Here is a 17,098-nt window from a genome sequence, read left to right as displayed (position 1 = left end):
TGAGAAACATTAGGGAAGCGGGTGCGGAACAAGATTGAGACGGGGAGGTGAGCTAGGAGGGGCTAGGCCCAAAGTGCGAAAACATGCCATCTGCTGCCTCAACCTAGGCATATGCAATGCCCTAGTCAGCTGTCCGATATATTCCAGCGGCAAGAGACCAGGGACAATAACCTTGACAGCTGAAAGCCCCACCATTTGGTGATAACTCTGGGTGAAGTCGACAACATAGCCGTAAAAGCCATGTGCTTTGAGATGCTCGACTAGCTCAACGAGAGACAAGCGAGGGCACCCCGGGATGTCGGAGACACGGAGCAGCTCTTTACGGGGCAGGAGGAGGAAAGCGGCGGCGTCGATAAGCTCGGAAGCGGCAACGCTGAGGCGATGAGCTGCCCCGGAACCGTCCGCACGCACTGCGGCAGCGTCTGACAACCGTGTACTAGCAAGCAAACGCGACTGCGGATAATCCGCCATGACCTCCCGTAGAGCTTTGCGTACTGCGACATAGGGATCGGGTGCGGCGGCTGCCCCAACACAGAGGAAAGTGCGCTCAGTATCCGTGCATACCGCAATAACAGCAGGAACTCCTACACTCAGCGGGCAGTAAAACGCGCGGATAACCAGCCCTTGCCTGCGAAGATGCCGCAGCATTGCCTGGTAAGTGCGATCGTTGATCGAGTCAACATCGATCTCTGGGACGGTCATGGAACCATGCCATACGGCCAGGACAGCGTCACGTTCAATGACCTCTACTAACCCAGACATCACCGCGTCCTCCCATGTGCGCCCCACCGCGGCGCCGCTGGAGGAATCGAAGCAAAAACGAGCTTGTGCGTCAGACCAGAAAAACGCCATATCCGTGGGGACTGCCCATGCGGTTTCATCTCCCAGGCGAATAGCGCGTGTCCAATTGCGGCAGTGATCGTAAGAACGGTTCCACCGTTCGTTGTCCACCCCAAAATCAGTGGCAGGGACGTGGGGAATATGCGTATCGACGCCTCCCGCTCCCTCATTCCCACATGCGGATGCGCGCTCGACGGCCTCACAAAGAGCCAGCTTTCGGCTCTCAGCAATGGTCGGCGCCTGACCACTCCAATGGAATGCTGGTCGAGACCCTACAGTAGGCATGGTTCCACGGGAAACCACCATTCCAGGACGGCGAATCTCCGTGATCGGCCCCGTCCCACACGGTGCTAACGCAGGCCCTGTGAGATCGGAAACCTCTGCGTTAGCAGCACAATCGTGGTGCTCAGTACAGCACGGGCTTGGCGGAATAAATACCGTAGAACTGGAGAGGCACTGCGCATCAGTAGCTGCTAGTCTCCAATCTCCCAAGGGGCGCTCGACGTAATGCACACGCTCAGACAGCCAACGTCTGATGAAGCCGGGTACTCTAGCAGCCTTAACCCAGTCCGCAGCCTCTTCCGTGCGATCCACCCATGCGCTAAGGCAGACCCTGCACACCTCGGAGGGGACTGCTATCCACTGCTCATGACGCGGAGGCAGGGCGTGCGCTGGGAAACTGCGCGCCGGGCAGTGCAGGTAGGCGACGCGCGTAGTCATGAGACAAGAGGCCGATGAACGGCCGGGTCGACGGTAGTCGGGGAAGCAGGTATCCACGTGCGTGGGCGCAACGCCACGGCAGTGAGCCCGGCGGCAGAGAGACGGGGATCTGTTAAAAGCTCAGTCACCGGTTCCTCTGTAAGGCAGCGCATGCTGGATTCTCTTAAGGCTAACGCCGGAAGTGCATGCGACCAGCCGTCGTGCGGCGGACAGTGCTTGTCCGCATGCAGTTGTGCAAGCGCGAGGTGGCCGTAGGCGGCTGATACTGCGGCTTGTTCTGCCGCGTCTCCTGCCGCCACGACGCTAAGAATCGGATTGTCACATTGAACAACGACTACTGAATGGCCCCACAGAGGCGTGAGCTCTAAGAACGTAGACGTGGCTGCGCCATAGAGTTCCTGAGCATCTCGTACGCAGGATGTGGGCTCAGAGCCTGCATGAAACGGAACAACCTTCGAGATGCCCTGCGTTGCAGAGTGAAAAGACCAATAAGCGGCTGCACGTGGGAGAGCGCGTTCCATGGCTTCTTCCTGGGAACTTCCCACGGCAGCCGGTGTGGGAAGCCCAGTGGGCTGCATTAAAGGGGCGTCCAGTATAGCCCGTGCTGACTGTTGGGAGAGAAGGACGCGGGTAGTGGCTTCCTCAACTGCGCGTTCACGTGCAGCCTCCAGAGTGTCTAGCGCCCAACCGGTGACAACCCAACGCCGTTGATCGGGGCCGGTCACGGACACTTGTGATAGCCGCAAGGGCATCTGAGTTATATCGTCGTCAAGGAAGCGTGGCGTGAAGCCCAGAAGCGGATCAACCAGAGAAAACAGGGGAGAATCGCCATTATCGTGCTGCTGCTGTCCTAGCTGGTGTTGGGTCACCTCACCGGTGGAAAGGTCGATGCGAACTAGCGCTTGCGTGAGCGTTGCTGGTATGACACCAGAGACAATCTTGAAAGCCTCAAAGGACGCGACGATTCCAGCCATGCGGATAAGAGCTTCTGGAACCTCAGCGGTTTCTTTCTCATTGGATAAAGACTCCAACACATGCGTCGCAGCCACCGCCTCGGCCGCGACATCTGATGCGATGACCAATCCGTTGCCAATTCTGCGGACGGTGATGGTGGCGGCGTCGCTGAGTTCGCGCCAGCTCAGAGAGAGCAGGGGGCGGAGGTGCGACGTATCCGGAGAAAGCGCTGCACAACGCACTGTTGCACAGCCGTTTTCTTCCAAACTTGCTTTGATTAGACGAGCGCTTTCCGGGTGGTTGCAGCAGATAGTAAAAGGCGTGTGGCTAATCTTCTCCAGAACAGCAATGGGAGTGGGCGTGTAGTTTGCGAGGAGCCTCAAGATCCCGTCCCAGGGGCCGCCCCACTGGTATGCGGCAACAGAAGGGTTTTCCGGGGTTAGCCGTGTGAGCATCCCATGCCGGTATAACTCGGATTCGAATAGCTTGATGGTCTGAGCGCCGGCAGCGCCCAGGTGTTGGAGAGCATCTGCGAAGAGTACGTTGCCTTCAAAAAGGGGTGTTGCGGCACGGAAAGCTTTGTATGCGCCGGGGCCGTCGATAGAAAATCGACGAAAGTCATCGTGAAACTCCACGCCCGTGGGTGTCTCCGAGAACATCACATTACTGTGCAGGAACGGTTGCCATCCCTGAGCAGCTGTGGAATTCTCAGTCTCTGGCAAGCCGGCGGGACGTGGGGAATTCTGTACGATACGGGTCATACGATCACCATTCCTTTGGAGAGCAATCTCACACAAACCTTCAACTCATCGTCGGATTTCTAGAGCACAAAGGGCTTTTCGACGGGAACGAGCGTGCCGATAAGCGGGGTGGTGGCTCGGGGATGATCCGAAGAAGAATCAAAAATTTATTGACAAAAGTTTACCGCAAAATATGGCTTAGGATCGGAAAAGTTATTAAAAAGATAGATATTTATCAGAAACTACTGGTGATGGGCGGAGGAGCTTGAGTGCGCTAGCGGGCGATTCGTCCTGCAGCATAAAAGGTTCACAATATCAAGAGCCCGCAGCCTATTCGGAGAGCTTCTGTGGATAGCTTGCGACTAGAAGCAGAGTTGTCCACAGAAAGACAGTCTGCACGGTGAGAGGGATATTCGTGTGGGGGAAAGGTGTGCAAGATGTGGGGGTGTTCCTATATAGTTTGTCAACTCTGTGGGTGAGGTTGTTGGGGGTGTGAAGGGTTTCTGCTTCACGCTGCGGGTGTTGTTTTCGGGCATGCTGAAGGGTCGATTGGGCTTCTTGCACAATCGGCTTCGGGGTTTGGAGTGGTTAGGCTGCTGTGGCCTCTTGGGTTGTGGGGATGTCTTTGTAGAGTTCTCCGCTGCGCATTATGGTGAATAAGACGTTGGGGCGTCGGCGTGCGAGCGCGACGACTGCGGCGTTGTGTCTTTTGTCTTCGTTGCGTTTTCGTTCGTAGAATTGCCGGGAATCTACGAAAGAATCTAATTGATGCAAAAGACGATTGCCATAGGGGTGTTCTTTAGTTTTTTGTTGCCGGCTCGGTTGGGTGAATTCGACATGATGGATGTTCCCGACTGGTTCGTCCGTGGCGACAGGCCTGCATAGGAAGCTAGGTGTGCTGTATCAGGAAAGTCGGATATATCGCCGATGGTCATGGGGATTTGTGCGGCGCTACGTGGGCCGATACTGGGCATGGGCAAGAGGATCTCGGTCTGAGGAATGTCTTGGATGAGTTCGAGTACTTGGGCTTCAGTTTCTTTGTGGTGTTCCAGTGTGGCTAGTGCATCTTTGGCGGGCATTGCTATGCCAAGTTGCGCGTATTTCGCACCGGCGATGGATACGGTCTGGCTGTGGTTGGCAGTAAGCATGGCGTCGATGATGGGCTCAGGATTATGTGCTCTGTGATTACGTGCGAAGGCTGCTAGGCGTGCTTTGCTGATGCGTTGAATCTTGGTGGGGCCATTGTATTTCGCTAGTAGGTGGAGGATCCGCTTGCGGTGGATCATCTGTTCACGCAGGACGTGTTCGAATGTGGGGTGGGTTCCTACGAGTGTGGATCGTATCTGGTTGATTAGGTGTGTGTAGGCGCGGGCGATGATGTAGGCGTTGCGTATATCGGTCTTGGAGTTGTTGATGTGGGTGCGTGGTAACTGTCGCATGGTGAGCTTGGGGAGGTGGCGAACGTCGGCGCTGATTGCTTGGGTGACTGTGACGGTGGCCTGTCGATGTTGTTGGGCTGATCGACGACGACAAGGACTTCTGTGTCATTGGTGAGGAATGTGTCGAAGAGCTTGCGTAGCGAGCCTTCGTGTTGGCATCTATATTACTGTGAGATCTCGTGCCGTCTGGGCTGGGTTAGGTTCCTATTGAGCTGTTGGAGTATGTTACTGTCTTCGGTGGTATCACCTCCTCGGATCTTTTTTTAACGGGGACAGGGATAAGCCATACCGAAGCCAGTGACTAGTTCTATTGTTTTTTCGGACGGCGGGAATGGGCATAAACATAGTCCGCCTACTCGGGTGGGCAGGCTATGGATCTTCGGTGCCTTGGGTGGAACTGCTAACAACGTAATGGGGCAATGAGCCTGGGCTTGACACAGTAGTAATGTTGTTGGTGGCGCTGCTGGTACTCATGACTTCACGAATAATCTTTCGGATTTTAAAGCACCGTAAATTCAAGTGTTTAAAAAGAGATAAGGAAGTGGTCAATATGAGAAGAAAATCAGTCAATAGCTGGACCCTTGAGGTCCTAGAAGCAATGTCTATTGGAGTTGTTAGCGGCACCATTGTCGACCTGAGCCTATGAAGAATGAGTCGGTTGCATATTAAGTGTGTAACCGATTTTCCACGTTCAGAACTTCGGCTACAGCAACCAGGGGCTCGCAGAACTAATTACTCGCTCCAGTTGCGGAGTATTCAAACGTCGCTACGCTCTTGGCTAGTTGTTGTGACCGGCTATTTGGTAGCAGTGTCGTGACTATCCCGGGTTGCGTCCGTTAGCGTGGTGTACGAGTTAGTTCCTGTGATGGGCCCTGAGGACAAATAGGGCGACCATCATGGGTACCTTTCGAATCAACTTCTATCTATCCTCGAAAGGACGACACCCATAATGGCCGCTGGCCCTTAGTTGATCGACCCGACCGCGTATCTCGAAGGGCTACTCACCCAAGTATCACCCGATCTGATGCGTTAGATGCTCGGTGATTTCATCAACCAAATTCTATCTGCCCAAGCCGATACTGTCTGCGGCGCTGACTACGGCACCACCAGCGACAACTGCGTCAACCACCGCAACGGCTACCGCCACCGAGTACTGGATACACGGGTCGGCACCGTCGATAACCCGTACCGAACGTGCCTTAACCACCGTGATCGCCACGTGCTATTTAAAGGGTGTGTCTACCCGCAGGATGAACGACCTGGTCGCCACCCTCGGCATCACGAACCTATCGAAGTCACAAATCAGTGAGATAGCCAAAGACTTGGATTCGATGGTGGAGGATTTTGCACCCGGTCACTGGATTCCGGCCCGTACTACTACCTCTCGTGCGACGCGCTGACGATGAAAGTCCGGGAAGGAGGACGCGCGGTTACAACGACTGTGCTGCTAGCAACCGGTTCCACCAAAAAGGGGTCAGGTCCATCACAGCCAATGTCATCGACGCCGACACCACCGCCCCCAGCAGGCAAGGAGATTGCAGCTTAATGACCAACCACACCCAGGCTTGTGCCGGACCCGATCCCTGCTAACAAATCACCGACGATTCGAAAGAACTCATACACCACTTCACCGGACTTGACCTACTTCGCCAGTGTTGATGAGTTTTACCGGGCCGTAGATGATTACATCTTCTGGTACAACAACGCCCGGTTTCAACAACGGTTCAAGGGTCTGACTCCGATGCACTATCGGAATCAGACCCTTGAAGGCCCTAACCACCTAGAATTAAACCAGTCCAACTTTCGGGGGCTAGTTCAGGGGGATGGAGCGCTAGGCGCTTGATTTTTTATTGGCAATGAAAAGCCAAATTGCTCCTACCAGCAGTGCCGCGATTGTGAATCCGATGCCGATATCTTTTGATTTCTCAATGGCCACATCGGCATAACTCTGTTCGGAGAGGATTGGTGCTACCACTAGGCAGTAGACCCAGCATCCGGTAATGACGGCTGTGAATGCGCGAACGACTTTCTGGGGGTTAGTAAAGTTCGACATTCATTCCTCCTTTCGGTTTTAACAGACCTTGTCGAAGTTAATGCGGTCTTCAACGGCAGCGGCACCTAGCCCACACAGTCCGCCTGCTAGGCCACCAGTGCCGGCGCCCAGCGCGCCGCAAACGCCTGTTGCTCCAACTCGGTACGTCCATTTACCGACGCTAGCCTTTGTGCAGGCGGTGCGAACGGTGGGGCCGGTTTCTGTGACGATGAGCATTCCCTCGTGGAAGGCGAAACGCGCGGTTAGTTCGTTGCCTTCATCGTCGTAAAGTTGCGGCGCAGTGAAGCTTCCCACAACGTCCCCAGCAGCGTTGATGATATCGGCGGTTTGTCCGTCAACGCTGATATTGATTTCATCACCTGGCTGCAGATCCAAGTTGCGCCCCTGTACGCCAGGCTGCTCGACGGGGGAAGTTGTACGTGTTAGGCCGTCAGCGCCCTGCAACGTCGTGACCCCATTGGTCTGATTGCTTTCGGACTGCGATAAATCTTGAGCCATTGCTGGTGCCGTAGATGCAAAGGCGATGCCTAGGCCGACGATTGCGGTGCCCGCTAGTTGTCCAAAAGTTTGCTTACAGATCATCGGTTTCCAATCTTTGGGTGAACTGGGTTCACTTTCCATGGTGGGATAAGGGGTAAACGTTTTCAAGTTTCCTGCCGGAAGTTTACGGAAATGTTATGTATTTATTCCAATACTTAGCGGTGTAGGAGGCCTCTGCGCATTATTTTGTTTAGCGTTGTGGCGCGCCGGTGCAGATGTGGGAGCAGGTGGCGTATAGCCTTACTTTCGGATTAAGTAGCAAAAAAAGGGGGATGCGGACGAAATCTTGGAGGATTTCACGTATGCCCTTTATCGAGTCTCGAATTTTCTCGTGACCATGTCCCTGGTGAGCGCCGGGAATGAAGAGAATAACAGCTATTACCCTGGGCGATTGCCTCCTGCTGCCTTTGTCCTTGATGTGTGGGGACGAGCACTTTCCGTGGGGATGTTCGACACATCGACAGTGTGCTTTTGATGGTCATGGAACAAAACCTTGGGCACTTCAACATACCAACGTCGATGGCGTTCCTAATTTCCTACCTCAGTGTTGCGGCAGACGGCTAAGGTCGTTGTGCTCGTACAGTGGGGATCCGGGAATTGTCCTTGATCCATGTCGCGGCATGGGGATCAATGAAGTTCGCCACCATTTGGATGGCATTATCAACGGCGTTGAGATGTGCGACTTCACGGGGGATATTATGTTGTTGGACGATTGATTCGTGATGAGAGCACCTGTTTCGCATTTTATAGACAACGACTAAAGGTGAGTGTTCCAGAGGTAGAGTGCTTCTGGATCTGGGTGGTTGGCGTACTTGCGCATTCGTGCAGATGAAAACCATTGAGATAGCGGTGTTGGGGTCGGTTCTGGATTATTTATTATGGGCATGTTAGTCTTTGTTTTGAAAGCCTCGGAACGATCCCTGCACTACGGAAGTGGGAGTAGATCGCCGAGGTTATTGATGTTTTTAGGCTTGGTCACAGTCCTCATCACGCTGTGCGCCAGGGGCGGCGAGCAGAATTTTTCGCAGATCTTTAGCACTGAGGTGGGAGTGTCCACCTCTGCGTACTGTTTCGCGCCGTACCGGCTTGAATGCTCCGAGCATGGACTGATAGGTCGGAAGCATTTGTCTGTGAGAGTTCGTTCCTTTTTTTACGAGTTTTTCTTGCTCCGTCCACCGGCCGCTCTTAACTAGGTATTTCGTGTAGCCGGCCGTCTGGCTTTCGCGTTCACGCTGGTGATCGAAGCCTTTGAATTTGCCGAACCGTTCGGCGTTCTTGACGCCGATGGCATCCCACCCGTTTTCACCGAGCGCTTCAACGTTGAAATGGATTACCCTAAACATGTCGAGAATGTCCCAGACCAGCTCGCAGTCATAGGCGGACCTGACCCCTTTTTTGGTGGACACCTGATACCCAGCCCAATCGGGCTGGGAAAAAGGTAATCTACCATCATGTCCAGGTACTCCGAACAGTGCAAACGCGATGCTGTAGCTCTCTATGAGAACAATGAGGCCCTCTTGATAAACGCAGCATCAGCAGAGCTCGATATCAACCGTGACTCGCTGCATTCTTGGGCCAAAAGCACGACACCGAAAAAGCGTGCGCGCATTAAAGCCGTGCATGATAAAGCCCACGCAGCGAATGATTCCGAACGGATCCGCCAGTGAGACAAAAGAAAACGCAAAGTTGCGCGAAGAACGCGATATCCTACGCAAGGCCGCAAAATATTTTGCTTAAAAAAGACACGCTGGTAATCCGCTTCCAGTTTGTCTATGACCACCGAACCGAATACTCGATCAAGCGGATGTGCCACGTGTTAAAGCTCAATCGCTCCTCGTTTTATAAATGGGTGCAAACCCGTGAAAATCGCAGGTTAAAAATGTATTCCGATGCCGCTATTGGTGCAAAAATCAAGACCACTTTTGATGATGAGCACGGGCTTTATGGCGCTAAACGCATCGCTGCAAGCCTTAAAACCGATACGAGCTTTGGCCCGATCAATCACAAGAAGGTCGCACGCATCATGAAATCCATGGGGCTAAAAAGGCTTTACCAAGCAGCGCCGATGCATCACCACTAGGCGACATCACCTACCTGCCGTGTAGGGGTGGGCAAGAACATGTATCTTGCCACGGTCGTCGACGTCTACTCTCGCAAACTTGTCGGTGATGCACTCGCGGATCGCATGCGGGTATCGCTGGTTATCGGGGCTTTGTCTCATGCCAGAAAGGTCCGAGGAAGCCTTAAAAGGGGGGCATTTTTCCCATTTTGATCTTGGCAGTGTGTATACCTCACAGGCGTTGGGGGGCCACTGCGCTAAGCTTGGTGTGCGCTAATCTATGGCAGCAGTGGGAACGAGTGCTGATAACGCCCTAGCAGAATCCTTTAACGCCACCGTAAAGCGTGAAGTACTGTGTGATAGGAAACTTTTTGAAAGTCCAATCAGCTGCCGGCAGGAAATCTTCCGGTGGTGTATGCGCTACAACACGCGCAGGCGGCACTCTTGGTGCGCCCTTCTAGCCCTCCGATGACTTCGAAGCGCTTAATTCAGTTACACTGACCCAAGTAGCATAGCTAACCCCCGGCGTGTCCACTTTCCGGGGGCCAGGCCTTTTTTAACGGGGACAGGGATAAGCCATACCGAAGCCAGTGACTAGTTCTATTGTTTTTTCGGACGGCGGGAATGGGCATAAACATAGTCCGCCTACTCGGGTGGGCAGGCTATGGATCTTCGGTGCCTTGGGTGGAACTGCTAACAACGTAATGGGCTATTGGTGGGTGGGCAGGAAGTGCACTACCCTGATGTAGCGTGAGTAACGCTAAAAACACCCAAGACGTACCTGAGCAGCTCCGCATTCGTCGCGAGAAGCGCCAGAAGCTTATCGACGCCGGCGTGGAGCCGTATCCAGTCATCGTTGACCGCACCCACTCGATTACCGAGCTGCGCGAAAAGTTCGCAGCTGTTCCTGAGGGTGAAAAGGGCGACAAGCCAGGCGTTACCTACCTCGAACCAGGCGAGGATTCCGGCGTAGAGGTTGCTATCACCGGCCGCGCCCTGTTTATCCGCAACACCGGCAAGCTGTGCTTCGCTGCTCTTCAAGAGGGCAACGGTCAGTACATGCAGGCTATGTTGTCTTTGGCTGAGGTTGGCGAGGAGTCACTTGCTTCATGGAAGGCCGATGTTGACCTAGGCGACATCGTCTCTATCCGCGGTACCGTTGTTGCCTCCAAGCGCGGCGAGCTTTCTGTGATGGTCAACTCGTGGCACATGGCGTCGAAGTCGCTACGCCCACTGCCTGTGGCCTTTGCTGATATGAGCGAGGATATGCGTATCCGCCACCGTTACACCGATTTGATTATGCGTGAGCAGGCTCGTACTAACGCCATGACTCGTATTAAAGTCATGCGCGCTTTGCGTCACTACTTGGAGGGCCAGGACTTCATGGAGGTAGAAACCCCCATGTTGCAGACCCTGCATGGTGGCGCGGCGGCACGTCCGTTTGTCACGCACTCCAACGCCCTTGATATCGACCTCTACCTGCGTATCGCGCCAGAGCTTTACCTTAAGCGCTGCGTGGTTGGTGGTATCGAGCGCGTCTTCGAGGTTAACCGCAACTTCCGTAACGAGGGTGTGGACTCCTCGCACTCCCCAGAATTCGCCATGCTGGAGACTTACCAGGCATGGGGCACCTACGATGACGGCGCGAAGATGATCCAAGAGCTCATCCAGTCTGTCGCAATGGAAGTCTTTGGCTCCACCACCGTCACGCTTGTCGACGGCACCGAGTACGACCTCGGCGGCGAATGGAAGACCATCGAGATGTACCCATCGCTCAACGAGGCTTTGGCACGCAAGTTTCCAGGCCAGCCAGAGGTCACCATCGACTCCACTGTGGATGAACTCAAGGAAATTGCTGCCGTTATAGGTTTGGATGTTCCAGCCAAGGGTGGCTGGGGCCACGGCAAGCTGGTCGAAGAGATTTGGGAGCACCTGTGCGAGGATCAGCTCTACGGCCCAATCTTTGTGCGTGACTTCCCAGTGGAAACCTCGCCACTGACTCGTCAGCACCGCTCCAAGCCAGGTGTTACCGAGAAGTGGGACCTCTACGTGCGCGGTTTCGAGCTGGCTACCGGTTACTCCGAGCTTGTTGACCCCGTCATCCAGCGCGAGCGATTCGAAGACCAGGCTCGTCTTGCCGCCGGCGGCGACGATGAGGCCATGGTCTTGGACGAAGACTTCCTCGCAGCTATGGAGCAGGGCATGCCACCAACGGCAGGCTGCGGTATGGGCATTGACCGCCTCCTGATGGCCATGACCGGCCTCGGCATCCGTGAGACGGTACTGTTCCCAATCGTGAAGCCTGAGCGCTAGAAAGCATTAAAGGGTGGTTCTCCTTGAGATCAAGGAGAACCACCCTTTAACTATGTTTTTAGAAAGCTACAACACCGACAATGGCAGCATTGAGCATGTTGGTGCAAAAGCCTGCGAACAGTGCCTTCATACCTAGGGCGGCAACCTCAGAGCGACGCTCTGGGCACAGTGCACCGAAAGAGCCGATCTGGATAGCGATGGAGGAGAGGTTAGCAAAGCCAGCCAATGCGAAGGATGTCAGCATGATGGACTTATCACTGAGGGTATCCACGTGCTCCGAGAAGGCTGTGTAGCCGACGAACTCGTTGAGGATGGTTTTTTGGCCGATGAAGTTACCCACAAGGCCTGCTTCTTCCCAAGGAACGCCGATGGCCCAAGCAAGTGGGGAGAAGATCACGCCGAACAGGCCTTCCAGTGACCAGTTGTCTTGGCCGAACCACGAGCCCACGCCACCGATGATGGCAGAGAGCATGGCGATCATGGCGATAAAGGCGATGAGCAAGCAGGCAACGGCGACGGCGATGCGACCACCGGACATAGCGCCTGCGCCGATGGCGTCGATAACGTTCTTGGAGGACTCGTCGCGAGTATTGCGCACATTCGCATCCACCTTGGATACTTCAGTTTCTGGCATGAGCGCCTTGGCAACCATCAGCGAAGCTGGTGCGTTCATAACCGATGCGGCAATCAGGTAGGGCAGTGGTGCACCCAAGAGCGAATAACCAACTAATGTGGAACCTGCGACGGAGGCAAAACCACCGGTCATGCAGGCAAATAGCTCGCTTCGGGTCAGCTGTGGGATCCATGGGCGAATTACCAGTGGGGCCTCGGACTGGCCGAGGAAGATCACGGTAGAAGCCCACACGGACTCAACTTTTGAGGTGCCCAAGATCTTATTTAGCGCGGTACCGATGATTTCCACGAAGAACTGCAGAATACGCAGGTAGTAAAGGGCGCCGATGATGGCACCGAGGAAGATAATCACCGGCAGCACGTTGAGGGCGAACACGAAGCCGGAATCCTCGCCAAACAGGCCGCCGAAGACAAAGGATGTGCCCTCATTGGTGAAGTTAATCAGCTTTTCTACAACACCAGAAACGGCCTTGAGGGCATGGAAGCCGGTTTCCCATTTAAGAACGAGGAGGGCAAAGCCGACTTGGAGGGCAAAGCCAACGCCCAAGGTACGCCAGTTGATCTGGCGTTTAGCGTTGGAAAGGCTAATAAGAAGGGCGAAGATGGCAATAATGCCAATGATGCCTTGTAAGCGATCCATGATTTATGTGTCCTTGAGAGCTTCAGGGCCGAAAGAATAGGGGAGGAGTTCGGCGAAGGGAAGAGAAGTGGGGTTGCCGGATTCGTCTTCGACGATCACGGTTTCGCAGTGGAATTCCCGCAGTACCTGGCGGCAGGAACCGCATGGCCAGCATGGGGAAGCTTTAAGGCCGACGATGGCTACTGCGGCGATGTGGCGTTCGTCGGCACGCATGGTGGCGGCAATCATCGTGGTAATGGCATTGCGTTCGGCGCAGATGGTGTCGCCGTAGGCGGCGTTTTCTACGTTGCAGCCGGTGAAGATCTCGCCTGCGGTGGTTAATACTGCTGCGCCTACGGGAAAGTTGCTATAAGGGGCGTACGCGTGGTGCGCCGCCTCGCGCGCCGCCGCAATGAGTTCTGCGGGGCTAGGAGAATCTGTGTTCATGAGGATGTCCTTGGAGGGGGCTTTTTGTTCTCCCAAGCCAAGCGGGGGAACAAATGATATTTAAACCGTTGACAATTGTTCTTCTGGTGATGATAATCAGTCACAAAGGCAATCGCAAGAGACATGAACAACGCACAAACTCGAATGTGCAACATATCACTTCGACTGTTGTTTAACGGAGCATCCCCCTAACCAAAAGGAGCACTGACATGGCCGAACAATTCGACGCCGTGGACATCATTCGGATCAAGCGCGACGGTGGCGAACTTACCACCGAACAAATCAACTGGGTGATCGACGCCTACACCCGCGGAGCCATAGGCGACGAGCAAATGGCAGCACTTAACATGTCCATCTTCATCCGCGACATGAACCGCCGCGAGATCGTCGACTGGACCAAAGCCATGATCAACTCCGGTGAAACCATGGACTTCAGCGCCCTTGGCAAAAAGACCACCGACAAACACTCCACCGGTGGCGTGGGCGACAAACTCTCCCTTCCACTCGGCCCACTCGTGGCAAGCTACGGCCTTGCAGTGCCTATGCTTTCCGGTCGCGGACTCGGCCACACCGGCGGCACCCTAGACAAGCTCGAAGCAATCCCAGGTTTCGAGGTAGACATCGACAACGACCGCATGATGAACATCCTCAAAGATGCCGGCGTTGTTATCGCCTCCGCAGGATCCGGACTTGCACCCGCAGATAAGAAGATCTACGCGCTGCGCGACATCACCTCTACCGTCGACTGCGTCCCACTGATTGCAAGCTCCATCATGAGCAAGAAGATCGCCGCCGGTGCCGACTCCCTCATCTTGGACGTCAAGGTCGGAAGCGGTGCCTTTATGAAGGACCTCGACCGCGCCCGCGAACTCGCCCGCACCATGGTCGACCTCGGTAACGACGCAGGCGTTCACACCCGTGCCCTGCTCACCGACATGTCCACACCACTGGGCAAGAAGATCGGTAACTCCCTTGAAATCGAGGAAACCGTTGAGGTTCTCGCCGGCGGCGGCCCGGAAGACGTGGTCAAGCTCACCTGCGAACTGGCCCGCAACATGCTCGAAATGGCCGGAATCCACGACGCAGACGTTGAAGAACGCCTTAAGGACGGACGCGCCATGGACGTGTGGAAGCGCATGGTCCGCGCACAAGGTGGCGACCCAGAAGCCCCAATGGCACGCGCAGAGCACACCCGCGAAGTTGTCGCCGACCGCGACGGCTACCTCATGGAACTCGACGCCCTCGCACTCGGTGTGGGTAGCTGGCGCCTCGGTGCCGGACGCGCACGCAAGGAAGATCCAGTGCAGCTCACTGCCGGTATCGAAATCCACGCCGATCTGGGTCAAAAGGTTGTCAAGGGTCAAAAACTGCTCACTCTGCACACCGAAACCCCCGACAAGTTCGACCGCGCCCTCGAATCCATCATGCCTGGCATTGTGATCGGTGACGAACCGCCAGCCGAACGCCAGATCATTCTCGACCGAATCGTCTAAATAACGCCTCGTCGATTACGCGCCACAGTTGCCGTGCAGCCACTCGCATAGTTCTGCACGCAGCTGTGGTGCTTCTGGTTCATTGAAAATCTCATGAAAAGCGCCGTCTACAGGGCGCATCGTGCCACCAGCACTCGCAGCAAACTGACGCGAACCCTCAATATCGGCTAACCGATCAGCGCTGCCGTGCATAACGAGCAGCGGCACCGAACGATCCCATTGAGAAGCCTGCGCCAGCGCTTTCTGACCAGCAAGTGCCATCGATGCACCGGTGAGCAGTGGAACTCGACCTGTGTAATTACGGGGATCATTGGCATAAGCGGCAACAACCTCAGGGTCGCGCGAAATAGCATCCTGTGGCAGCGCTAACACTTTCAATCGTGGTGCTATACGCGCACTACAGCGCAGCATTCGCGTGACAATGCGGGGAGTCTTAGGAAACGGCGAAAACGCCGGCCCCGACAATGCAACGGCGGAAACATTCGACGAATCCTCCAGCACGGAAAGCGTGGTAATAAGCCCGCCCATCGAATGCCCAAAAAGACACATCGTTTCTGTTCTTAAGCGACGATCCTGTTTGGCACGGTGGCGCAAGGCCACATGAAAATCCACGAGCTTATCGACGTCTACACACGCACGTGGTCCTGGGGCATAGCCATGCCCAGGTAGATCAAAAGTAACAACATCGAAGCTGCAATTGAGAAGGCTTCGAACAAGTGTCGAATAGCGGCCCTGATGCTCTGCATACCCGTGAGTGATCAACACCGTCGACACAGGGGTCATGGAAGTGTGATGCCAATACATCGTCATGAACAAATAGTATGGCACACAATATGTGCAGCGTAAGAATAGAAAATGTGCCACAGCAAAGGGGGCGTTTCTTGGCGGGTGGCGACCGCGGACTTTATGCTCTATCTGCTAGCTCATCACTGCTGCGGCTGCCGCATATTTTGTGCCACGTTTGATGAGTCGGATGAAGCGTTCAATAAGGGAGAGGATGCTGCAGAGGATAAAGAAGCCGAGGTACACGCCGATGGCGTTGCGCAGTGCGGTGGCAAGGCCCAGGTTGGTGACGTCGATAAAGAAGTATGGGTACCAGCCGGTTTGTGCGCCGCGCGTAAAGGTGAGGATCGACCATATGACGGGGATTCCTAGGGCCATGATGATGGTGCGGACCTTAAAGATGGGGCGTCGATAAGCGTTGAGGAGCCAGAAGGCAAAGACCGCGATCGGCATGACGGTGTGCTGAACGGGGCTAGTGAACTGCCATAAACCGTGGAGTTCTTTGCTGAGGAGTGTGTTGTACACAATGCCGGTGATGGTGAGCATGGCGACGGCATCGACGGCGAACCAGCGTGGGACGCGGCCGCCACGAAGAAGATAAATGGTTCCAATGATGTTCGACCAGATTGTAAAGAATGAGAATTCTGCTATGAGTGCTTTGCTGGGAGTGTCAAAGGCGGGGAAATCTGCGAAGGGCTGCGTTGCGGTTTGAACTGCGGCCAAAATAATAGAAATGAGGCCGAGGAATCCTAGCAGCCTTGCAATAATTTTCATTGCCAAAACTATACTCGCGGTTGTAATCTGAGCAAATGTATCTAGCAGAAGCCTTAGCCCAACGCGTGGAAGCCCAGCGCCGCTACAGTGAGCTTAACCAGCGCTTACTTGCTATAGCAAAGGTGCAAGAAGGTGACCTGCCCGCTGAAAACCCACAAGAAATCCTCGCAGAACTAGAGGAATTAACAGCGCGTATTGGCGATCTTATTCGCCGCATCAACCGTACCAATGCCGTCACGACTTTCTCCGAGGGCATGACGCTTGCCGACGCCCTCTCGGTGCGGGATACCTTGTTAAAAAAGCGCACCCTTTACAGCGACTTGGCCGATCATCTGACAAGCCGTCAAGATCGCTACTCACGTTCGGAGATTAAGTATGTAGCCACGATGGATGCCCGTGAGATCCGTAAGAAAGCCGACCTGGCGGCGAAGGAATATCGGCAACTCGACGTGGATATTCAACGCCTTAACTGGCAAACGGAATTGCAGTAGCGTTTAACGTATTAAATGTCGGTAACCGTGAATCATTCCGGCCGAACGTGAAAGGCATGCCGTGCTGCCTAAAATGCATGGACTCTTAAAGCAGCTGGCAGGAGTTGGTGGGCTTCTTGGGGTTCAAATCCCCAAAAGAACGGTGTATCCACCAGTACGGTGTACAAACTCGGTACAGCTTTATAGAGAACAGATTATTA

The 17,098-nt window shown here is 54.7% G+C and carries 13 protein-coding genes and 3 pseudogenes; 6 read left to right on the top strand and 10 right to left on the bottom strand.

The window, feature by feature from the left end:
* Positions 1–9 precede the first annotated feature (9 nt).
* The 3 genes and pseudogenes from CIP100161_RS10055 to CIP100161_RS10045 form a co-directional block, all read right to left on the bottom strand.
* Complete coding sequence (locus CIP100161_RS10055; protein ID WP_155874068.1) at positions 10–1,560, bottom strand: YcaO-like family protein; 1,551 nt, start codon at positions 1,558–1,560, stop codon at positions 10–12.
* A complete protein-coding gene (locus tag CIP100161_RS10050; RefSeq protein ID WP_155874066.1) occupies positions 1,557–3,275 on the bottom strand; it encodes a hypothetical protein in 1,719 nt (572 codons plus the stop codon). The genes CIP100161_RS10055 and CIP100161_RS10050 overlap by 4 nt, the downstream gene beginning before the upstream one ends.
* A gap of 567 nt (positions 3,276–3,842) precedes the next feature.
* Positions 3,843–4,848, bottom strand: a pseudogene (locus tag CIP100161_RS10045) (transposase); the annotation flags it as partial.
* Positions 4,849–5,717: 869 nt separating this feature from the next.
* Between CIP100161_RS10045 and CIP100161_RS10040 the strand changes: the two are divergent.
* Positions 5,718–6,167, top strand: a pseudogene (locus CIP100161_RS10040) (transposase); the annotation flags it as partial.
* A gap of 93 nt (positions 6,168–6,260) precedes the next feature.
* The gene (locus CIP100161_RS12605) at positions 6,261–6,536 is read left to right on the top strand and encodes an IS3 family transposase (protein ID WP_155874064.1); all 276 of its coding nucleotides are present in this window, start codon (positions 6,261–6,263) and stop codon (positions 6,534–6,536) included.
* On the opposite strand, the gene CIP100161_RS10030 is transcribed toward CIP100161_RS12605, so the two are convergent.
* From CIP100161_RS10030 to CIP100161_RS10020, 3 genes are all read right to left on the bottom strand, one after another.
* Positions 6,525–6,746 (bottom strand): hypothetical protein, encoded by a 222-nt coding sequence (locus CIP100161_RS10030; protein WP_155874062.1) that lies wholly within the window; start codon positions 6,744–6,746, stop codon positions 6,525–6,527. The two genes, CIP100161_RS12605 and CIP100161_RS10030, sit on opposite strands and share 12 nt — an antisense overlap.
* A gap of 18 nt (positions 6,747–6,764) precedes the next feature.
* Positions 6,765–7,328: a hypothetical protein gene (locus tag CIP100161_RS10025; RefSeq protein ID WP_155874060.1), complete on the bottom strand. Its 564-nt coding sequence runs from the start codon at positions 7,326–7,328 to the stop codon at positions 6,765–6,767.
* Positions 7,329–8,251: 923 nt separating this feature from the next.
* The gene (locus CIP100161_RS10020) at positions 8,252–8,692 is read right to left on the bottom strand and encodes a YfbU family protein (protein ID WP_166443170.1); all 441 of its coding nucleotides are present in this window, start codon (positions 8,690–8,692) and stop codon (positions 8,252–8,254) included.
* A gap of 45 nt (positions 8,693–8,737) precedes the next feature.
* On the opposite strand from CIP100161_RS10020, the pseudogene CIP100161_RS10015 reads away from it, so the two are divergent.
* Together CIP100161_RS10015 and lysS are read left to right on the top strand one after the other, a co-directional pair.
* Positions 8,738–9,817: pseudogene (locus CIP100161_RS10015) on the top strand (IS3 family transposase).
* A gap of 278 nt (positions 9,818–10,095) precedes the next feature.
* Entirely contained in the window at positions 10,096–11,658 is a 1,563-nt protein-coding gene (lysS, locus tag CIP100161_RS10010) for a lysine--tRNA ligase (RefSeq protein WP_155874056.1), read from the top strand.
* A 58-nt stretch (positions 11,659–11,716) separates the two neighbouring features.
* On the opposite strand, the gene CIP100161_RS10005 is transcribed toward lysS, so the two are convergent.
* Positions 11,717–12,931 (bottom strand): NupC/NupG family nucleoside CNT transporter, encoded by a 1,215-nt coding sequence (locus CIP100161_RS10005; RefSeq protein WP_155874054.1) that lies wholly within the window; start codon positions 12,929–12,931, stop codon positions 11,717–11,719.
* A 3-nt stretch (positions 12,932–12,934) separates the two neighbouring features.
* Positions 12,935–13,357 carry a cytidine deaminase gene (locus CIP100161_RS10000; protein ID WP_155874052.1) on the bottom strand — a complete coding sequence of 141 codons (423 nt, stop codon included), beginning with the start codon at positions 13,355–13,357 and terminating at the stop codon, positions 12,935–12,937.
* Between the two features lie 209 nt (positions 13,358–13,566).
* Here CIP100161_RS10000 and CIP100161_RS09995 point away from each other — a divergent pair, with 209 nt between their 5' ends.
* Positions 13,567–14,850, top strand: coding sequence for a thymidine phosphorylase (locus tag CIP100161_RS09995; RefSeq protein WP_155874050.1), 1,284 nt, complete (start codon positions 13,567–13,569; stop codon positions 14,848–14,850).
* A gap of 15 nt (positions 14,851–14,865) precedes the next feature.
* Here the strand turns inward: CIP100161_RS09995 and CIP100161_RS09990 are convergent, their stop codons facing one another.
* Together CIP100161_RS09990 and CIP100161_RS09985 are read right to left on the bottom strand one after the other, a co-directional pair.
* Entirely contained in the window at positions 14,866–15,660 is a 795-nt protein-coding gene (locus CIP100161_RS09990; protein WP_155874048.1) for an alpha/beta hydrolase, read from the bottom strand.
* Positions 15,661–15,768: 108 nt separating this feature from the next.
* Positions 15,769–16,407, bottom strand: a complete 639-nt coding sequence (locus CIP100161_RS09985) for a Pr6Pr family membrane protein (protein ID WP_155874046.1) — start codon at positions 16,405–16,407, stop codon at positions 15,769–15,771.
* Between the two features lie 35 nt (positions 16,408–16,442).
* On the opposite strand from CIP100161_RS09985, the gene CIP100161_RS09980 reads away from it, so the two are divergent.
* The gene (locus CIP100161_RS09980; RefSeq protein ID WP_155874044.1) at positions 16,443–16,898 is read left to right on the top strand and encodes a DIP1984 family protein; all 456 of its coding nucleotides are present in this window, start codon (positions 16,443–16,445) and stop codon (positions 16,896–16,898) included.
* Positions 16,899–17,098 lie beyond the last annotated feature (200 nt).

Source organism: Corynebacterium rouxii (assembly GCF_902702935.1).
GTDB lineage: Bacteria > Actinomycetota > Actinomycetes > Mycobacteriales > Mycobacteriaceae > Corynebacterium > Corynebacterium rouxii.
This window is presented reverse-complemented; position numbering and strand designations above follow the sequence as displayed.

Excerpts from the sequence above, each read along its gene's own strand:
- CIP100161_RS09990 (WP_155874048.1), bottom strand. The coding sequence starts at position 15,660 with ATGACGATGTATTGGCATCACACTTCCATGACCCCTGTGTCGACGGTG.
- CIP100161_RS10025 (WP_155874060.1), bottom strand. The coding sequence starts at position 7,328 with ATGATCTGTAAGCAAACTTTTGGACAACTAGCGGGCACCGCAATCGTC.
- CIP100161_RS10000 (WP_155874052.1), bottom strand. The coding sequence starts at position 13,357 with ATGAACACAGATTCTCCTAGCCCCGCAGAACTCATTGCGGCGGCGCGC.
- CIP100161_RS09980 (WP_155874044.1), top strand. The coding sequence starts at position 16,443 with ATGTATCTAGCAGAAGCCTTAGCCCAACGCGTGGAAGCCCAGCGCCGC.
- CIP100161_RS10005 (WP_155874054.1), bottom strand. The coding sequence starts at position 12,931 with ATGGATCGCTTACAAGGCATCATTGGCATTATTGCCATCTTCGCCCTT.
- CIP100161_RS10055 (WP_155874068.1), bottom strand. The coding sequence starts at position 1,560 with ATGACTACGCGCGTCGCCTACCTGCACTGCCCGGCGCGCAGTTTCCCA.
- CIP100161_RS10030 (WP_155874062.1), bottom strand. The coding sequence starts at position 6,746 with ATGTCGAACTTTACTAACCCCCAGAAAGTCGTTCGCGCATTCACAGCC.
- CIP100161_RS09985 (WP_155874046.1), bottom strand. The coding sequence starts at position 16,407 with ATGAAAATTATTGCAAGGCTGCTAGGATTCCTCGGCCTCATTTCTATT.
- CIP100161_RS10050 (WP_155874066.1), bottom strand. The coding sequence starts at position 3,275 with ATGACCCGTATCGTACAGAATTCCCCACGTCCCGCCGGCTTGCCAGAG.
- CIP100161_RS09995 (WP_155874050.1), top strand. The coding sequence starts at position 13,567 with ATGGCCGAACAATTCGACGCCGTGGACATCATTCGGATCAAGCGCGAC.